Origin of the sequence: Shewanella sp. LC6 (assembly GCF_006385735.2) — a bacterium.
Classification (GTDB): Bacteria; Pseudomonadota; Gammaproteobacteria; order Enterobacterales; family Shewanellaceae; genus Shewanella; species Shewanella xiamenensis.
The window spans coordinates 2,493,945-2,508,780 of record NZ_CP043902.1; the positions used below are offsets into that span (position 1 = coordinate 2,493,945).

Below are 14,836 nucleotides of genomic sequence, written 5' to 3' on the forward strand. Positions count from 1 at the left end.
CCTGCTACGTAACCCGTCAGTAAAGCCCTGCTGCGCACCTGACGCTAAGCACTAACCCGCCTGCAGTTACCTGGACGAATACAGGCCGCGAAGCTTTCTTGCCTGCGTCTGATGAGCTTCCGCACCGGCATTATTGACCTGCTCATGCACGAGGGCGGCTTTCTCTCCGGCATTCAGTTCGTTAAAAGAAGAAGAGAAGGTCTTTGAATTTTCACCACTCTCGGACAGCATTTTTTTATGTTCCTCAATCATTTTCTGATGTGCATAGGACGGGCTGTTGTTCATAAATGAATGAGCAACAATGGCCCTTTCATGTTCATTCATTTCAGAGAATGAGGGCGTGCTGTTTTTATTAATCCTGTCCGGCAAATTTTCATGCGTCGAGGAATTCACATGACTGACGGCTGAGGCATTATTAACAAATCGATGTGCTTCATGGGCAATATCACTGGACTGAGCAAAAGCTGCCCCACAAAATAAAGCTGTAAACGCAGTGGTCGTGATTAATATATTCATGTGTAATTACCTTCTGAGGTACATAAAAGATGTCCTTATGATCATATATAAAAATAATCAACCTGTGGGGAAGATGACGTAAATGTAATACAGCTATGTACATTACACGATTGTAATGAATTTGTTTCTTAAGGTGTGCTAGCTTCATTTCATTGTAAGTGGATGAACCAGTAATTTAATTTAAATCGGTTCTCGAATTCTGTCAGTAACCATACTTTAAATAAGGGAATGCGCATGCTGTTGAAAACGTCTCGACGAACTTTCCTGAAGGGGTTAACCCTCTCTGGCGTAGCCGGAAGTCTTGGCGTATGGAGTTTCAATGCGCGTTCCAGTCTGAGCCTGCCAGTTGCCGCATCCCTGCAGGGTACTCAGTTTGACCTGACCATTGGTGAAACGGCCGTCAATATCCAGAGGTTGAGCGCCTGCTCGTCTATCCAAAAAGTCAGTGAGCCTCGGTTGGTCAACGCCTTGTTATATTCCGGCCAATTGGTAATGCGAGATTTAGATTTGCCCATCTGATAGCGGTTCCTGCGTGGTATTCACAGGATCTGATCGCATCTGAGACGGAAGGTTCATTCATTTAGGCAACAACGCCATTATCTACTCCAGTTAATCTTAGGTTTCTGACAACTAAAGTCGCTTCTTTAACGCCCGGTCTATGTTCAAAATCACACATAATATCTCTCTTAATCATTAACTCATCATTTTTCTGATGATTTAGGTAAAAAGTAATTAATAAAAAACGGTCAATTTTCTAACCTAGACCGTAAACAGCTTAGGTTAGAATCAAGATATTGATGGCAAAGTTAAAAATGCTCATTTTAATACTGCTATTATATTCATCACTGATACCAAAATATTGAAAAGTACGCATAGATATCTAGTGTTTACTCAACAATCAATACACCCTTATACATTTGCATCTGGCAATGAAATGGATACTCACCTTTTTCCAGTGCCGGTAAGGCTATCGTCGTCGTTTTATCCAGCGCTAAATCTTGGCTAATCTCCAAGTAGGGTAGCAAGACAGTGGCTGAACATCCGGATTTATCTTGGCGTAAAAAGGTTATCTCTGTTGGTCTATTAGCCGAAATTTTAATCCGTGCTGGCGTATACACACCGTCTTTAACCAGTATCAATGTACTAGCGTCAACACTAGAATCGTTTGCCGGTTTATATAGCCAAAACCACCAAATGATAAAACCGATTAATGCGATACACAGTAAATTAATTAACATATTATGCCTCCTAGTGTTCCTTGGCTTTAAACAAACGTAAACGGTTAGCGTTACTCACTACGGTAAGTGATGAAAAGGCCATCGCAGCGCCAGCAATCACTGGATTTAGCAAAATACCAAAAACAGGAAAAAGCACACCTGCTGCTAAGGGAATACCCGCGACGTTGTATATAAACGCGCCAAACAAGTTTTGTTTAATGTTGCGCAGCGTTGCTTTACTAATGGCTATCGCATCGGCTAAGCCATGAAGTGATCCGCGCATTAAGGTCACATCAGCGCTTTCTATCGCCACATCAGTGCCTGTTCCAATAGCAAAGCCAACATCGGCTAACGCTAATGCGGGGGCGTCATTAATCCCATCGCCAGTCATGCCAACCACTTCATTTTGTTGCTGAAGTTCAGCTACTTTATTGGCTTTATCTTCTGGCATGACTTCTGCGAAAAAATCATCAATACCAACTTTTTTAGCCACTGCTGCGGCGGTCGCTTTATTGTCCCCGGTTAACATAATCACTTTGATGCCATTGAGTTTCAGTCTCGCAATCGCTTCAATTGAATCAGGCTTTATCGGATCTGATACCGCAATAATAGCCAGTAATTGCCCTGCAAGCGCTAAATACATTGGTGTTTTAGCATTTTCAGCTAACACTTGAGCCTTAGCTTCGTGAAGGCCAATATCAATGTGTTTGTCTAACATCAGTTTCAAATTACCAAATAGTAATGTCTGGCCATCCACTTCAGCTTCTACACCTTTACCTGAAATGGCATTGAAGTGCTCAGTGTCAATGGCTTCTATACCTCTATCATTCGCACTTTCTACAATAGCTTGCGCGAGTGGATGTTCGGAGTGACTTTCGATTCCAGCAGACAAGGCAAGTACCTGCTCTTCACTGTCGGCATTAACCAAAATAATATCGGTAACTTGCGGTTTACCTTCAGTAATGGTGCCGGTTTTATCTATTATCATGGCGGTTATTTTAGACGCGGTTTGCAATGCTTCACCGTTACGAATAAGCACCCCCGATTCAGCTGCCTTACCAACGCCAACCATCACTGACATTGGCGTTGCGAGACCTAGCGCACAAGGACAAGCAATAATTAATATTGTTGTTGCAGACACGATGGCAAATACACTTGACGGCTCAGGGCCAAAATTAAACCACACCATGGCACTGACTATAGCGATGATCATAATAGCGGGCACAAAGTAAGCGGCTATGACATCTGCTAAACGCCCAATCGGCGGCTTAGAGTTTTGCGCCCGTTTGACCATACTAATAATGCGAGCCAGTGCGGTATCCTTACCTACACGAGTGGCTTTAAATATGATTGAGCCTGATTTATTCAAGGTGCCAGTGAACACATCGTCACCTATCACTTTTTCAACAGGCATTGGCTCACCGGTCAACATTGATTCATCAATGGTGCTGTTACCCTCAAAAACCACCCCATCGACTGGAATTTTTTCGCCAGGGCGAACTTTTACATGATCATTAAGTAATACATGAGCAATATCGATGTCGAGGTCTTTCCCATCACGGATAACCCGAGCAGTTTTAGCTTGCAAACCAATGAGACGCTTAATCGCTTCAGAGGTTTTACCGCGCGCTTTAACTTCTAGTGCTAAACCAAGATTAATTAAACCAATAATCATCGCGGTCGCTTCAAAGTAAACATGTCTTGCCATCTCGGGGAACAATTGTGGAAATGAAACAATCAACATCGAGTAAACCCAAGCAGTACCGGTAGGCTTTGTTTCCTAAATCAGTTGAACTAAAACCATAGCTGGTGATCTGATCGACATAGCCCATCAACTCGCCCATCAATCGTGTCAAAACCTCAATATAAAACAATCAACTGGAAGCAATACAATCAAGCCCTGATCAATCGTGGCTCACTTACCTTCTGGATTGATGAGGACGCTATCGCCCAGTGGAAAGCTAAGGCCGAGCAACCAAGGAAAGGTCGACCACGCGTATTTAGCGACTTAGCCATTACCACCGCGCTGATGGTTAAACGTGTTTTCTCGATGCCACTACGAGCGTTACAAGGCTTTATCAACTCGGTGTTTAAACTGGCTGATATTCCGCTTTCGTGCCCACATTACACTTGCATCAGCAAACGCGCTAAAACCGTCAAGATTGCTTTTAAAACCAAGACGCGTGGCACCATTGAGCACTTGGCTATCGACTCGACAGGCTTGAAGGTTTATGGCGAAGGTGAGTGGAAAGTGAAGAAACATGGCACAGATGGCAAGCGCCGCGTGTGGCGTAAGCTGCATATCGCTGTCGATACCCATAGCCATGAAATTATTGCAGCGGAACTGAGTTTATCCGGTGTCACTGACGCTGAAGTTATGCCGAATTTGCTCAAGCAAACCCATCGCAAAATCCGCAATATCTCAGGTGATGGTGCTTACGACACAAGAGCCTGTCACGATGCCGTTCGTAGAAAACGGGCTTTAGTACTCATTCCACCGAGGGAAGGTGCCGCGCTCTGGGAACAAGGTCATCCGCGTAACTTAGCGGTCAGTTGGCAACAGCTTCATGGTTCAAATAAACAGTGGAAAAAACGGTATGGTTATCATCGGCGGTCAATCTCAGAAACAGCAATGTACAGAGTGAAGCAACTACTTGGTGGCAGATTGAGCCTGCGAAATTATAACGGTCAGGTAGGAGAAACTTACGCGATGATAAAGGCGTTGAACAAACTCACTGGGCTAGGCATGCCTGAAACTTACCGTGTAGTTTAATATTCAAACGATTATGAGGAGCTTTGCTCGCTGAATCGATTTAGGAAACAAAGCCGTACCGGTACCTAAGGCAATGAGGGTGTCCATATTGGCATTATGGTTTAAAAATGATTTCCAAGCGCCGATATAAAAATGCCTACCTGATATAAGCATAATTGCCAGAGTCACCACACCGACCAGTCCCCACACAGTTTGCTCTAATAGGGTTGATACCGTCATTTCGCCAATAAACAGTCCATAAATCATCAACGGGATACCGACGGACAAAGCGATAATGGTATGGCGTAATAAACTTTTATAATGTTGTAAATCAGCCTGTTCTTTCTCGTTCATGGCATCTTCTGCCGACTCAGCCTGTATTTGAGTGGCATTATAACCAGCGCTTTCTACTGCTTTTATAATCAACTCGGCAGATGCGTTACCCGAAACAAGTACTGTTCTGTCGGCAAAGTTCATTTCGGCCGAATCAACGCCTTGCACGCAGTTAATCGCTTTTTCAATTTTGCCAACACAACTCGCGCAACCTGCGCCGAGGATATTGAGTTGTATTGTAGTATAGCCTGTTTTAGTCATCACTTAATCTCCATTGAAGCTTTATCAACATAATGGGGAACTCCTAATTCTTCTGAAACTATATCCTCTTGATTTGTATTCTCTATTAAATGGCAAATCATGTTTCCTGTGGGTATGTTGTCAGGCATTTGAGACCAATCTTGTACCTCCTTAGAAAGCTTACTTCTTAATTTCACCATTTCGTTGAACTGTTGCTCAGTTTCAAGCAGCTTTACTTTAATTAATTCGCGTACAAGTTGACATGCACTATCCCCAAGATCAGTCTTAGAAAAAATAACTTTAATATCTTCGACAGAAAATCCTAAATTTCGAGCACTCAAAATAAATTGCATCCTCACCATATCTTTATGGTTGAATGTTTTATAACCATTATTGGGAGATTTGCTTGGATTGAGTAATCCAATTCGAGTATAAAAACGCACAGTATCAGCGGATACACCCAATTTATTAGCGAGTTGAGCCACTTTCATACAACCTCCAAACCATCATAAATAACTACGATAGTTCAACTATAACTCTGTGTGTAACACACAGCTCAAGAAGTATATTAGGTATTGATAGGGCGCTATGATAGCGCCCTATTAATCCAATTAATGATTCATCATTTTACTGTGTTGTTTCATAATGATAGACATTAACTCTGCATGGTTAACCAGCTTAACTGATTCGCCTTTTAAGCTAGCCGTGTCTATTGTGATCTGAGGGGAGTCGATAAATTTGCGAGCAGATTTTGTAGTGAAAATATCCTTAGCTCTAACCTGAATATCTTCGTTCTTAGTTAAATTCAAACTCCAATATAATGCATCAGATTTTACAAAATTAGTGTCATCTGCTCCCTTTGAGTAATCATCATAAAACTGAAGTTCAAGCAAATGCTGACCAGGTTCAATGTCAATCTGTCCCTTATTAGCCACAGACTGGCCATCAACGGAAGTAAAAATAAGATAATCAGGTAATGTAATAGTAGCAGCCATTGAAACTGTGCTAGCTAAAGATAAAAGTGTAATTGCGATAAATTTTTTCATAAGAAACTCCAGAAGCTTTATGATGCTCATAAGTAAACGAGCAACAAAAATCTTTATAAATTAATAGTAAGTGATTAATTAAAATAAAGAATTAAGCAATTGGAGGGGGATTTTGACTTCCAAGCGAAACCGGAGTTGATATCCATAAAGTCGAGTCAACTTTAGAACTTGTGAATGGATTGTTAATTAAATTTGAGCCCGATAACAAAACAAATGCATTAGCGACTACATGGCAATGGCTAATACAGTGACTTGAATCTTCGGCACAACAGTTATAGTTATCGTCATCACAATCATTGTCCATCATAACTGAATGTGACATAGAGTTAGATTGCATACTTGATTCAGATATATCGCTAGACATAGCATTACTTGGCACTAATAACTGTGTTATTAATGTCAATATAACTGCTAAATTTAGCAAAATCTTAATCATGCTATTATACTCAATTTAATCATATGGACTACGTTAGCAAATTTTAGAATCAAATTCCATGACGTAAGTCACAATCCTAGGTCTATTAAGATATTCAACTTACAATTATTAAACTATTCAATGAATCCTTACCCTGACATAACACTGGGGAGATGCAGACCTGGGCGGGATATGTGCTCTGTACTATGTAGATATGCCCAAGGGATATTGCAGAGAGCACAGGACTCAGGGCCACCGCATGAGTATTTTATTTGTAACCGAGCTACTAAATCCAGTCTTTAATACTACTTTAAGCATCGATGGATTCATCATGCATCGCTTTTGTTTTCTAACAATGCTTATCTTCGTCGGCTCTGCTCCTAACATATTCAAGCTCATATGATGCAGGCATGATAGATTTTCCGCCCCGTGAGCATTGTATATCAGACATACATCCTCACTCATACTGACATCAAGCACCCAGCGCATCGATTCTATGCCCTAATGTTCTCGAACGACTATCGCTGCTTGTTCGGCAATTAACGCCTCAGAACTAATATAATAACGATACTCCAGCTCGATTGGTTTTCCTTTCTCAAGGCGACAACTTTCAACCATAACGTTTTTTTAACCTTTTCCACTTTGAAAAGTCACCGACTAAGTTTTTACTATCAATAACATAGCGCTGGCGACATTCAGTTCACCCATGACCGTGCTCAATTGCGGATTTGTCCGTATTGTTGGTTTACTTGAAACTGTTTGCTGGAACGGTATATGTACTGGCTCTGTACAAAGTTTTAAGTAGATGCAGCATTTTTAAAAAAAATACTCACATACAAGATCTTAACGTATCATCATTCCGTTTCAAAAACTTGATTTTGTTACTTTATCAAAATAAATACTGTCCATTAATCTGAGCTGAAGTAAGTGCAACAGTTTCTCTTATAGAGATTTCTGGTATATCGAGCTTGAGTAAGCCAACTTAATCACATCATACCGGATTGCAGCTAACGATCATCATTAGCTAGCTCATTATTGAAGAATATTACAGTGACTGGAACAAATTTTTATTATTACTTTATTCACGTAAGTTAACTTAAACACGAAGCAATCTTTTAGCAGTGAAGGACTACTGATTACACATTAAAATTCATGTTATTAATAAACGCTCCAATATAATACATGTTGTTATTGGACCATATGTATTGTAGAAGTCCTTAAAATCAATACTCATAGCATATATGTACATAAATAACTCCTCCTAAGCCGTGCACATAGCCTGTTAAACAGTGAGGATGAAAAGTCTTTTATTTATCAGAATAAATAAACAGAGCGTTCTATTTTGCGCAGCAAAATACCATGTTGAAAATAAAATTCCATAAAGCGAATGATACTCTGCAGGGCCGGATTATACATTGTTAAATTGGTTAACAAACCTATCCAGTCGAACGAATTTCATTCGATTATGGATGATTTATATCAATCAATAATCTCGCATTAAGTCGACTTAAGAACAAAATAGCTAAATGTTAACAGAATTTACAAAGCATAATCTCACCCTGTGATACTCTGTGAGTTAGGGAGATATTTATGCCCGAACATGGGTAAATGCAGCGTGTAACAACATCGGTGCAAAGGCAGCTTGCTAGCCACCTTTGGTTGACGAGCTAAGCGTGTAGCGAGATGTTATCACGTGAACCAGACTAGGCAAGTCTGATTCACTGAGCTAAAAAAATAATGATACAGGCACACCAAAGCGCTGACTGAGTGCTTCTATGTGGTGTCTATTAAGCTTCTTTCCTTCTGCGGGGCGTTGTGTAGTGGCACACTGAATTTGGCCACCTAATAAGAAATGTTATGATCTCATTCATAGCAAATTTAGGTGACAAAATGAATAAAAGTAAACGTGCTCGATATAGCGCAGCGATTAAACTCGAAACTGCCCAATTAGTCATTGACCAAGGCTATACACAAGAAGCGGCTGCCAAAGCCATGAACGTAGGTAAATCAACGGTCAGTAAGTGGGTAACGCAACTTCAGGTTGAACGCAAAGGGCTTACTCCTAAAGCCTCACCCATGACGCCTGAGCAGATTGAGATTAGGGCACTTAAACGTGAAATTGAGCGCATAAATCTCGAGAAAGAAATCTTAAAAAAGGCTACTGCTCTATTGATGTCGGACTCGCTGAACAATTCTCGATAATCGAGAAACTCAATCAGAGCAATAAATATCCTATTTCAGTGTTATGCCATGCATTTAACGTGAACCGTAGTAGTTACCGTTATTGGGTGAGTCACGAGCATATTGTGACGTCAGAGCAGCGACGTTTAGAATGTGAAATCAAAGCGATACATGCACAAAGTAACCAGTCCGCGGGTGCGAGAAACATTGCCACTATCGCTTCTGAACGGGGTTTTACACTAAGTCGTTATCGAGCCACTAGGCTAATGAAAAAGCTAGGATTAGTCAGTTGCCAACAACCGAAACATCACTACAAGAAGGCTGGGCAGGAGCACGTCGCTATCCCCAATATACTCGAACGACAATTTGCAGTGGTTGAACCAAACACCGTTTGGTGTGGCGATGTCACTTACATTTGGGCGGGTAATCGCTGGTGCTATTTAGCGGTTGTACTGGACTTATTTTCCAGAAAAGCGGTGGGTTGGGCGATGTCATTTTCACCAGATACTGAGTTAACAGTGAAAGCACTGGAAATGGCATTTGAATCACGGGGTAAGCCTAAAAACCTGATATTTCACTCTGACCAAGGCAGTCATTACACTAGCCTTAAATACCGTCAAAGGCTGTGGAAATATCAAATAACTCAGAGCATGAGCCGTCGAGGTAACTGCTGGGATAATGCGCCAATGGAGCGATTTTTCAGGAGTTTAAAAACGGAATGGGTGCCAACGCAAGGCTATAAGAGTTTTATTGAAGCTAAACAAGATGTGACTGATTATATTATTGGCTATTACAGCCAAGTCAGGCCACATCATTATAATGCAGGATTAAGCCCAAATGAATCAGAGCGAAGATTTTGGGAAGATTCTAAAGCCGTGGCCAAATTTAGTTGACCACTTCAAATATATGCAAGGACTATTAAGTAGGATAGATGGTCGAGTTGTTTTTCCAATGGTTATGGCTTTACATAATAAGAACAATTAACAAATAAGGATAGGCCTCGCGTAGCCGAGACCTATCCATAGTATTGAACAAACCTGACAAAAAAGTTATTGTTTTATTCGTTTATTACAATTGTTATCCCACTAGTTTTACCCGCTTAAAATGGCGTTACGGTATATTCGATTGCCATATTTATCCTAATGCCAGTGGCCATCTTAAGAGCTTTTGCTCTAACTGATTTCTGTCCAAAAGTGAGTTTGAAAATGATCAAACTTAATTATGTGAAACTGAAATTCGTCCTCAGATAAATTATCAAACAATAGCGGTATTACCGTTCATGACACCCATAATTTTTATCAAACTTTATTATGGTCGTACACACACTATTGTGTCGGAGGTTCACTATGTTCAAAAACCTATTTTTTCAAACCAAAGCACTACCTGAACTGTCATCGCAACTGGATACAGAAATTCCACGCAACCCCCATTTCTGAAGGGGTTGTCAGTTGTGTCACCTGAGGATTTGCAATCCACACTAGATGAGTTGATTGCTAAACTGCGTAGGTACTTGGCTTTCATAAGCGTGACTTTCAACAGCTGATTCAGCCCGCATTGATCATTTGGCTACCTATGTACATTTGCAGCCTGCTTCTGAGCATCTTCATAATTGTGCGGGTTTAGAAGTTACTTTCTAGGCTAGGGTATGTGAAAAGGTTATATATTTACTATCCAGAGTAGGGGTCACTGCAAATCACTTCTAAAAACTACTTTGGGCACATGGGCACAAGTTTGGGCACAAATGATGTTAGTTTTGATTTTTTCCGGCGTATAAACATATCAATTTATTGAGTGCTTGAAATGTTGTGTCTGTTTGAATATATTTAAGATAGGAATTCGTAAATTTGGTTTGGGCACAGAGTAAAATAATTTACAAAGTGATAAGGTCTTGAACTAAAGCAATAAATGGTACACCCGAGTGGACTCGAACCACCGACCCCTACCATGTCAAGACGTTATTCGAACATGTTAGCATCAGCTTATACTCTCTAATTATACCATAACTACCAATTTTTAAAAGACTTATTATACATTATCTATTCATGTTTAGTGCATTTATCAGATTTTTCAGCCTTGATTTTGGCACAAAATTGGCACAAGCTATAAATGTCAAAAATGACTACTTTGCCATGGTCATAGGTGGATGATGAACATTCATGCAGAACATTTCAAAAAAAATTTAGATAGACTATTAGTCGATGTGAAGTTCGAGCAAGTCCCATTTCGCCTAATTCAACTCGAAAGAGAGCTAAAACACTTTTGTGAATCATTTAATTTAATAAACACATTGAAACCAAGCTCCGATGACGGTTTCGAGTCACAAGCATCAATACTACTTGATTCATATCAAGTACCATTGTTAGTCAGCAAAACTGAGCTTGGCAACTTTCGACTAATTTCAGGCATATTGACATATCACAAGCTTTGCAAAATCTATGCTGCTGATGATAAATCATTAGTACCATGCATTGTTTTACCGCGACGTCCAAATAAAGAAACTCTTCGCTTAATGATGTTAAATGACATTATTAGGCCGCTACTTAAGCAGTTTGTAGATGTAACTGGCGACACTGTTACACAATCACTAACAGTATGGTTTACATCTGAGGAGCAACCGTCTGTATTTAATTCGTCTCAATGGCAATCCCTGTTCCCTATGATCAAAACAAAAACTCAATTATGTGAGTGGCTGCATATCAGCACTAAAATGGTGAGGCTAAAATGATTTGCCTCAAACAGCTTCTTCATGAACATATTTGCAATTACTGCGAGCATAAGAAGCTGAGCATAGGAAAAGATGAGGTGCTAGAGGATTTTGAGGAGCTTCTTGACAGAGTTAATGCCCCAGAATCACTAGGAGGCTTTAAACAACTAGTTCAATTGATTGTTAGAGTCAGGAATCTTTCATTCGAGTCTGCCGAGTCAATTTTAAGCGCTTTGCACTGGCCACCTTACATTTTTGATGCCTTGCATGAATTCACTATTGAAATTAACGACAGATTTTTAAAGTCTGAATACTATCGAAGCAGTTATCAAAAAGGTTGGTGTAGCGAATATCCCTTCTATGTTTTATTATTAAAATCCTCTGAATACAAACTCACTATCAAATCCTGTGAGCTGCTCGCAGCATTTACCAAACACTACTATACGGTACTGGAAACGTTGAGAGATACAGAGCTTGCGACCAAATCAACAACTAGAGAAGATGAGGCATGTGCAAACTTTAGGCTTTTTATGAGTGCTTCTTATTCGCCAGAATGTAACTTTGTCAGAGATACAATACCCCAAACACCGCTTGACTCCCCCCTGTCAATTGCCAACCAAATTACTGAATTTGTCGACAAAAAGACACTGTGGAGCTATTTACCCTATAAAAATTATCTTAGAGTGTTAGCGCATTTTTTTGCTAATGACTGGAAGCCGTCCAAATACGTTCCACGAAGTTATTCGCCTCATGGACCATCTCCTATAAGATTTTCGGATCCAGTAGCAGTGCCAATTGTTGGTGCTCACGATGATGTTTCTGTTTTGATACCAGATAAGCCGCTTATACCCAACCTGGACGGATTAGATGAAGATGACCAGTATGCGTTACAGACATTTGTTGTAAGTAATGGTGAGCTAAACTCTAAACGTGATAAAACTGAGCTATTAGATGCTAAAATACCATTTAACAAGTCAGTCCAGTCCAGAACTGCCATCGATGTAACAGCTAAAGTTCGTCGCTCTCACAATATGGGGTTGCAAAACACTCAATTATTAATGCCAAATGAACTCAATCTGCTAATTAAAGAATTGATAAGACTAGGCAAAAAAAAAGTAAACCATGAGTTCGTCATTGCTATTTGGATTATGATGTTATTAAGTAAATCAATAGTAGATTTACAAAATTTAGTTATTTTTAAAGATCTTAAAAAGAAACAACAAGGTTTGTATATTGATCCTGAAAGACGTGGTTGGTGGTTTTTCTATGTTGTCCATTCAGCCAAATCAAGGATAGGTAATGCTGACTTAAGAGACGTTACTGAAGAAGTTTTTACACCGTGTCCAGATTTTTTGCTCAAATTGATTGAATCATATGTTGGAGACCGCGCTACAGGACCTATTATCAATCAATCAGATACTCAACTCCTCGTCAACAATATCACACGGAAATTGAAAAAAATATCAGACCGCCATAGTTCAAGCCGTATGAGCGTTAAGCGTTTAGTTAACTTTGTAAGTTACTACCTAAATTCTACAGATATAATTGATCCCATCTATGTTGACTATAGCTATGCAGTTAATATGTATACTACACGTGTCGCGAGAAGCTATGCTAATGTGGGTAATCACTATCGATGTCAACAGCTCAATAAATTATGGCAAAGTGTTGAGAAAAATGTAGAAAGTTTCACCGGTAACCCTTTATCTCTTTCGTTATTTGAATTGCGATACTTTAGTCAAAATGACCAATTTATCGGCTCTTCATTCATGCCATCTCATTTGGCGATCACTAAACTAATTAGTTCACTATCCTTAAAAGTACATGAGTCAAAACCGGGTGTTCATTATCGAGTAGAAGACATTATCAACTATCATAATGCTTTTGCTGTTTATACAGCGTGGATGTTGTTATTTGGAACGGGTTATCGTGCTGCTTGGAATCCATTACCGACATTTGCACTATTCATCCCATCATTAAACCTAATGGGGATCAGTGATAAGGACGATTCGGATTTCAGTCACTCCCGTATTGTTGCAGTACCTAATGTTTTAAAGTTGCAACTTATTGAATATAAGCGTCATTTAGGGTGTCTGCGTGCACTGTTAAGAGTATTAATGCCTGAGCTTTGTAATACGATTGATAACATCGTAGATGTTGATCAAAATGTATTAAATTTTAATCATATGCAAGCTACCCATTGGTACAAAACTGTCAGGAATTCACGTAAGGAACTGGGGCCATTTTTCTTGTTGCATCAACAAGGTTCTAGTTTAGTAGCGAAGAATTTATCACCCTCAGAACTAGCCAACCATACTGTTGATGAAATAACGATGCCATCTAATGCAGGACGACATTGGCTTAAATCCCAGTTACTTGAAAAAAATATTGCGTCAGAATTGATCAATTTTCAAATGGGTCATTGGCAAGCGGGAGAAGTACCACTAGGGCACTATTCAGCATTAAGCCATATCGGAGTCATTAATGACATTGTTCCTGTACTTGATGAACTGTTTAAGGAGGTAGGATGGTTGAAGTTAAAATCAGTTCTTTCATAAATGATTTAATTATTAAAGATGAAAGACATCCTTTATATCAAGAGACATTAGTTGCCTATTTAGCTAAAAATTGTCATACCATTTGTGATGAGTCAAAAGGAGTTGATACTAAAAAAATATTTTATTCACTATATAAAAACTTGCTAGGACATTTGAAAAATCATTTCCTGTTATCAGAGACTAATTTTATCCAAGAAGAGTTAGAATCTTTAATTTCTCATTTAAAGCCAGATGTTATTGGAAAACAAACCCAGCTGCTAATATTGCAAGCACTGCTTAATTATGCAAAAAAACAATTTAATTTTGACTCTCCAAATATACCTGTCATAGTGACATTAAAACGTGATAAACCAATACTATCTCCAGTTGAACTTATTAAACTTCCTATTGTAGAACAGCTTAATACTATCATAGATAGTGAACTTAACGTACCCAGTAGGATGCTAACTGTGGATGCTAAACTAGGTCGAACTGCTTTATTAGTATATTGGACCGTAGGGTTGAGTAAAACCGAAGAATTGATTTCGATTCTTGAATTCCCGCAAAATATTTTTTATGTTGGTGGTCTTTGTTATTGGCAGTCAGAGAAGAGATATACATACTCGACTAGGTTCATATTAAGTGATGTTGCAGTAGTTGCCTTGCAACAATGGAATGTTTTAAATGTAAATAAATCTTTTAAGGTTATGGATTTAGTAGTAAAATATTTAAATTTTGTATCTGATTTCGATTGGTCAGCGTTATCTATTCTAAAATTAAGAACATTACGGAAAATAGATAATGTCTTGCGCTACGGTCCAGTGCAGTATCAGATGTATATTCTACCAAGGGTCAGTCAAGCATTGCCCTGAAGAATCCCCTGATGATTTACAAA

The 14,836-nt window shown here is 39.4% G+C and carries 9 protein-coding genes and 6 pseudogenes; 7 read left to right on the forward strand and 8 right to left on the reverse strand.

Annotated features, from left to right (window positions below; all coding sequences use genetic code 11):
- Positions 1–66: 66 nt before the first annotated feature.
- Positions 67–516 carry a hypothetical protein gene (locus tag FJD32_RS11385; RefSeq protein ID WP_011918417.1) on the reverse strand — a complete coding sequence of 150 codons (450 nt, stop codon included), beginning with the start codon at positions 514–516 and terminating at the stop codon, positions 67–69.
- A gap of 234 nt (positions 517–750) precedes the next feature.
- On the opposite strand from FJD32_RS11385, the pseudogene FJD32_RS25060 reads away from it, so the two are divergent.
- Positions 751–831 (forward strand): annotated as a pseudogene (locus tag FJD32_RS25060) (twin-arginine translocation signal domain-containing protein); the annotation flags it as partial.
- A gap of 92 nt (positions 832–923) precedes the next feature.
- Here the strand turns inward: FJD32_RS25060 and FJD32_RS11390 are convergent.
- The 3 genes and pseudogenes from FJD32_RS11390 to FJD32_RS11400 all read right to left on the reverse strand — a co-directional run.
- Positions 924–1,031, reverse strand: a pseudogene (locus FJD32_RS11390) (IS5/IS1182 family transposase); the annotation flags it as partial.
- 372 nt (positions 1,032–1,403) lie between these two features.
- Entirely contained in the window at positions 1,404–1,754 is a 351-nt protein-coding gene (locus tag FJD32_RS11395) for a cupredoxin domain-containing protein (RefSeq protein WP_011918418.1), read from the reverse strand.
- A gap of 10 nt (positions 1,755–1,764) precedes the next feature.
- Positions 1,765–3,501 (reverse strand): annotated as a pseudogene (locus FJD32_RS11400) (copper-translocating P-type ATPase); the annotation flags it as partial.
- 81 nt (positions 3,502–3,582) lie between these two features.
- Between FJD32_RS11400 and FJD32_RS11405 the strand changes: the two are divergent.
- Positions 3,583–4,506, forward strand: coding sequence for an IS5-like element ISSpu11 family transposase (locus FJD32_RS11405; protein WP_069455281.1), 924 nt, complete (start codon positions 3,583–3,585; stop codon positions 4,504–4,506).
- Between the two features lie 51 nt (positions 4,507–4,557).
- Here FJD32_RS11405 and FJD32_RS11410 read toward each other — a convergent pair.
- The 4 genes and pseudogenes from FJD32_RS11410 to FJD32_RS25065 form a co-directional block, all read right to left on the reverse strand.
- Positions 4,558–5,079 (reverse strand): annotated as a pseudogene (locus FJD32_RS11410) (cation transporter); the annotation flags it as partial.
- Positions 5,079–5,549 (reverse strand): MerR family transcriptional regulator, encoded by a 471-nt coding sequence (locus FJD32_RS11415; RefSeq protein ID WP_011918420.1) that lies wholly within the window; start codon positions 5,547–5,549, stop codon positions 5,079–5,081. The pseudogene FJD32_RS11410 and the gene FJD32_RS11415, both read right to left, overlap by 1 nt.
- Positions 5,550–5,669: 120 nt before the next feature.
- Positions 5,670–6,104, reverse strand: coding sequence for a DUF2057 family protein (locus FJD32_RS11420; protein WP_140907650.1), 435 nt, complete (start codon positions 6,102–6,104; stop codon positions 5,670–5,672).
- A 661-nt stretch (positions 6,105–6,765) separates the two neighbouring features.
- A pseudogene (locus FJD32_RS25065) lies at positions 6,766–7,237 on the reverse strand (ISAs1 family transposase); the annotation flags it as partial.
- Positions 7,238–8,409: 1,172 nt separating this feature from the next.
- On the opposite strand from FJD32_RS25065, the gene FJD32_RS11425 reads away from it, so the two are divergent.
- From FJD32_RS11425 to FJD32_RS11445, 5 genes and pseudogenes are all read left to right on the forward strand, one after another.
- A protein-coding gene (locus FJD32_RS11425) for an IS3 family transposase (RefSeq protein ID WP_107947817.1) occupies positions 8,410–9,593 on the forward strand; the annotation gives its coding sequence in 2 pieces (ribosomal slippage) (positions 8,410–8,665 and positions 8,665–9,593; 1,185 coding nt in all).
- Positions 9,594–10,046: 453 nt separating this feature from the next.
- A pseudogene (locus tag FJD32_RS11430) lies at positions 10,047–10,334 on the forward strand (phosphohydrolase); the annotation flags it as partial.
- Positions 10,335–10,846: 512 nt separating this feature from the next.
- Positions 10,847–11,425 (forward strand): hypothetical protein, encoded by a 579-nt coding sequence (locus FJD32_RS11435; protein ID WP_069454884.1) that lies wholly within the window; start codon positions 10,847–10,849, stop codon positions 11,423–11,425.
- Complete coding sequence (locus FJD32_RS11440; protein ID WP_140907648.1) at positions 11,422–13,962, forward strand: hypothetical protein; 2,541 nt, start codon at positions 11,422–11,424, stop codon at positions 13,960–13,962. The genes FJD32_RS11435 and FJD32_RS11440 overlap by 4 nt, the downstream gene beginning before the upstream one ends.
- Positions 13,932–14,813 (forward strand): hypothetical protein, encoded by an 882-nt coding sequence (locus tag FJD32_RS11445; RefSeq protein ID WP_240200008.1) that lies wholly within the window; start codon positions 13,932–13,934, stop codon positions 14,811–14,813. The genes FJD32_RS11440 and FJD32_RS11445 overlap by 31 nt, the downstream gene beginning before the upstream one ends.
- The last annotated feature ends 23 nt before the right edge of the window (positions 14,814–14,836 follow it).

What these genes read in the sequence shown, in the direction of transcription:
- FJD32_RS11385 (WP_011918417.1), bottom strand. Translation starts at nt 516, where the DNA reads ATGAATATATTAATCACGACCACTGCGTTTACAGCTTTATTTTGTGGG.
- FJD32_RS11395 (WP_011918418.1), bottom strand. Translation starts at nt 1,754, where the DNA reads ATGTTAATTAATTTACTGTGTATCGCATTAATCGGTTTTATCATTTGG.
- FJD32_RS11415 (WP_011918420.1), bottom strand. Translation starts at nt 5,549, where the DNA reads ATGAAAGTGGCTCAACTCGCTAATAAATTGGGTGTATCCGCTGATACT.
- FJD32_RS11420 (WP_140907650.1), bottom strand. Translation starts at nt 6,104, where the DNA reads ATGAAAAAATTTATCGCAATTACACTTTTATCTTTAGCTAGCACAGTT.
- FJD32_RS11435 (WP_069454884.1), top strand. Translation starts at nt 10,847, where the DNA reads ATGAACATTCATGCAGAACATTTCAAAAAAAATTTAGATAGACTATTA.
- FJD32_RS11440 (WP_140907648.1), top strand. Translation starts at nt 11,422, where the DNA reads ATGATTTGCCTCAAACAGCTTCTTCATGAACATATTTGCAATTACTGC.
- FJD32_RS11445 (WP_240200008.1), top strand. Translation starts at nt 13,932, where the DNA reads ATGGTTGAAGTTAAAATCAGTTCTTTCATAAATGATTTAATTATTAAA.